Annotated in this window: 2 protein-coding genes; one reads left to right on the top strand and one right to left on the bottom strand. The window is 38.8% G+C overall.

Translation table 11 applies throughout. From position 1 onward, the window contains the following. Positions 1-307: 307 nt before the first annotated feature. Positions 308-1,708 carry a sodium-dependent transporter gene (locus J6U00_RS04165; RefSeq protein ID WP_296579297.1) on the top strand — a complete coding sequence of 467 codons (1,401 nt, stop codon included), beginning with the start codon at positions 308-310 and terminating at the stop codon, positions 1,706-1,708. A gap of 951 nt (positions 1,709-2,659) precedes the next feature. Here J6U00_RS04165 and J6U00_RS04160 read toward each other — a convergent pair. Further along, on the bottom strand, positions 2,660-4,464 hold a 1,805-nt coding region (locus tag J6U00_RS04160), incomplete at its 5' end, for an MMPL family transporter (protein ID WP_296579294.1).

Here is a 4,464-nt window from a genome sequence, read left to right as displayed (position 1 = left end):
AGAAAATGTCGTAAGCAGGCATTTTTACATATCATTTTCAGGATAAATGTCTTTAAGAACAGCGTATACAATTAAATAAAAAGAATAATACCCACAGATGCAAATACGGGCGGATTTCTTTATAAGAAAAACAAGTATAACAGTAGTGCAGCCGCTAGCGGTACGGATAATTATAAACGGTAATATTAGTTATAGAAAGGATATCTGTATTTTGAAATATATTCAATTCATGAGATTGATTTTTCTGCTCAATGATGATATAATTATATTTGTATTTTGTAAATGACATACTGAAAGGACGATGTTTATGAAAAACAATAGCAAGGTTTCTGAAAGGGGAGGCTTCGGTTCTAAGATTGGCTTTATACTTGCTGCGGCAGGTTCGGCTGTTGGTCTAGGTAACATCTGGCGTTTCCCATATCTTGCCGCTAAATACGGTGGCGGTGTATTTTTGATGGTATACATCGTATTTGCCATAACATTTGGCTTCGCACTCATGCTCACTGAAATAGCTATCGGTAGAAAAACAGGCCAAAGTGTTATTGGCGCATACAAGTCTGTAGACAAGCGTTTCTCTCCTCTAGGACTGCTTGCTGCCGTGATACCTGCGCTCATTCTACCATATTACTGCGTTATAGGCGGCTGGGTATTGAAATATATGTACGTATTCATTATAGGCAGCGGTAAAAAAGTTTCAACAGCCGAATACATCACAGCATCGGGGGAAAGAATACCTTTTTTCAGCAACTTTATCAGCCATTTCACACAGCCGACAGTATTTTTCATAATATTCCTGCTTTTTACATCGGTTGCTGTATTCCTCGGAGTTGAAAAGGGCATTGAAAAAGTGAGCAAATTACTTATGCCTATACTACTCCTGCTTATCGTAGCGATTTCGGTATATACCCTTACTCTTGACGGTGCTGGCAGAGGACTCAAGTACTATCTGCTTCCCAATCTTAATGGCTTCACACCTACTAAGTTCTTACAAACAATTGCAGCAGCCTGCGGACAGCTTTTCTACTCAATGTCCATAGCGATGGGCATAATGGTGACATACGGATCTTATATGCGAAAGGAAGACTCTCTTGAAAGTTCTGTTCGACAGATAGAAATATTTGACACAGCCGTGGCTATACTTGCAGGTATGATAATCGTTCCTGCTGTATTCATTTTCTCAAATGGTGATAGTGATTCACTCAATGCAGGTCCCGGACTTATGTTTAATACGCTTCCCAAGGTATTTGCAACAATGCCTGCAGGACAATTTATCGGTGCAGCATTCTTTATACTCGTCACTCTTGCCGCACTTACCTCATCCATATCTCTTATGGAGACCGTTACAGCTGTTGTGATCGAGAAATTCAGTTTCGGTCGCGCTAAGAGCTGTGTAATAGTAATATTTGCAACATTCATCTTAGGTATGTTCTCTGTTCTCGGATACAGTGCGTGGTCTGATATAAAACTGTTAGGCATGCAGATACTTGATTTCTTCGATTTCATCACAAACAACATAATGATGCCTATACTCGCTCTTCTTACCTGTATACTCATAGGCTATATTGTGAAAGTAAAGTACATAGAAGAAGAGGTAATGCTGGGCGAAAAGCGTTTCCGCTCAAAGCTCCTTTACAATATAATGATAAAGTTCATCTGCCCTGTATGTATGCTGATGATACTCTTAACACCATTTGTCACAAACATTTGATTATAAGTTTATGTCAATTTTGAGATGAGTTCCGTATCAGTCTGACATCCCGAATACATGTTTTCAAGTATTTTATTATATTTAGATAGTACTAATCGATGGCAAAGCTTTTAAATTTGATGTGTTGCAACAATAATCATTCTGATAGTCGCAATATATACTAAAATCCACCTTGCTCGGACAGTTCTCAACATCAGCTGAAAACGAACGAAAAATGAACAAAAAATGAACGGCATCATAGAAACAGCTGTATATACTCTAAATCAGCATTACTGTGTACGGCGGCTACATATCCGAATATCCAACCTTAAACATCGAATCCTTTCTTTCAATATGATTGGAAAACATGCAAAGAGACATAAAGAGGTGACTGTAAAAATCTAAGGCCCCAAAACGAACATGGGGGCCTTGTGAAGAGATATGTAATTAAGGTTATGAAGGAATAAAAGACGCAATAGGAATAGCACAAAAAGCAGATAATATCGAGCTTTATAAACAACTCATTGATTTAAGCTCACAGGCTTTGGATATGCAGACTGAGATAGCAAAACTACGTGAAGAGAATTCAGAATTACAAAAATCTAAACAAACGGTGCAAAAGCTGGTTAGGTATGAATGGCCGTATTTGACACTGGAAGGTGATAACCCAAAGGTGTGTTATTGCGCTGTATGTTGGGGAAAAGATGAGAAAATGATTCAGATGGGAAGAATTAATTGGGATAATGAGCAAATGAAGTTATTTTGCAGTGTTTGCGATAATCACTGTATTGAATGTAATCAGTAATTCATGACTGTATTTCACGAAAACTACAGGACTTAAAAAACTGCTCTTACCACTTTTTTCATACATAATTTTTTCAGAAACATAAAGGCTCTCACAACTGAAAAATGTGAGAGCCTTGTTATTTTTATTCAGATAATAATAGTAATATTCGTTATTACAGACACGTTTTATTTCAGCCTGTTATTTCCAGATGTAAAACGGTCAAGGCAGGCAAGGATACCAGGAAGGATGAATACTATAAGAAGAATAACACTTGCAGCACCTATAGACAATGTCTGGCATATTTGTTCTATGGTAGGTTCACCATAGCATTGACCGAATATTGCAGTTACGATTACCATTATAAGTCCCGAGGTAAGAATAGTATGTATGGAGCCTGCATAAGCCAGTTTCAGCGCTTCCGCATGCTTGCTTGTCTTTCGTGCTTCCCGGTAATAGTTGCTGAATAGAATACCATAGTCTATCGTTGAGCCCATGAGTATACACTGAACGATCAGAAGTGCAAGATAATTGATGCTATATCCCTGAAAACCTACGACTGTGATCGTTATGAATACACCACATTGTACAAGCAGCACCAGTATTGCAGGAACTGCAAAAGAACGGAATGTAAGGAGTACAACTATAAATATTGCTGTTGCGGTGAGCAGGGTTATCAGTAGAAGTTCTCTATCAAATGTCTGACCCATCTCATAGTTCATTGCAGAAGAACCTATCAGGTGATAATTGCCGTTCAGATCATTGCATTTGCTGTTGACCAGTTCATAGAATGCATCGGTTTCTGCACCCTCTTCGGGTATTGTTACCGAAAGGATAAGTCTTGAATAGTTGTCACCTTTGAGCTGCCTGATCCCGTTATTCAAATCTGCGGCAGACTGCTTGATATCGGCGATCATTTCATCATCAAGTACAGTTTTGAAAGCGTCATCATATATCAGTGTATCGTTAAGATAGTTCATAAGTTGTTCCACGGACATGGTATTTGTTTTGTCAGAAGCTGCATTTGCATCATGGTAAAGATACATGAGCGACATTTTATCCTCATCCATATCTTCTGACATACCTTCAAATAAAGCTGCTATTTCCCTGCTTGTATAGGGGGTATCGTTTGTAACTGCGGTGATGAGTTTTGAGAAACTCGTAAGCTGCTTTTTATCTTCATCTGCAAAATTCTGTGCCATATTTTCATCAGTAAGTACGGAGTTCATAAGAAGCTCTACAAAGCTTTTGGCTGACATCTTATATTCACTGTCGGCTCTGATGATATCATAGAGCAAGAGGAGCTGATGTGCTTTGTCAGGCTCGAAACCCATTAATGCAGCAATGCTGTTTTCATCGAATTCTATTCCAGCTGTAGAAGCGTCCATAATGTTTTTCAGCATTTCTATCTTAGCAAGCATTTCTGTATTTGCCATTGAGGAAATCTCATTTTTAGCAGCGCTGAGGAAGGTCACCATATCGTGCATTGAAATACTGAGCTCATATGCATTGGTTTCCTTCATGATGTAAAGTTGCTTCATTGCGGCTTCTTCCATACCAAACATTTTTGCTGCATCGGTGTATGGAAGAGGTGTTCCGCTCATTGTCATGTCCATTATTTTTTGGAGTGTTCCAAGTTTTTGTAAGGTTGCTGTATCGAACTGTGATGCTGACTCGGTATTCTGAGTTGCATCAGTAAGAATGAAGTTAACGAGAGCATATACAGAAGTAGCAGCTTCTTCACCGTTTTGCATGATAATGAGCTGCTGTACAGCATTTTCGTCCATTCCCAGCATATTTCCGAGGCTAGTCGCATTAAGTTCTTCGGTTATTCTTACCTTGTTGGTAAATATCGCAAGATGCTCGGTCTGTGCTACTGTTTCGGGAGTGAAATATGTTGAAAGACTTTCGTCCTTGGAAGCATCACTGATGAACGAAACAAGGTCGCTTATATTCATTTTCTCAGGCTCATATTCATTCTGCTTTGTGTAGT

Source organism: Ruminococcus sp. (genome assembly GCF_017650195.1).
In the GTDB taxonomy this organism is placed as follows: domain Bacteria; phylum Bacillota; class Clostridia; order Oscillospirales; family Ruminococcaceae; genus Ruminococcus.
This window is presented reverse-complemented; position numbering and strand designations above follow the sequence as displayed.

Bases quoted from the DNA above. Each gene is read 5' to 3' on its own strand.
- J6U00_RS04165 (WP_296579297.1), top strand. From the start codon at position 308: ATGAAAAACAATAGCAAGGTTTCTGAAAGGGGAGGCTTCGGTTCTAAG.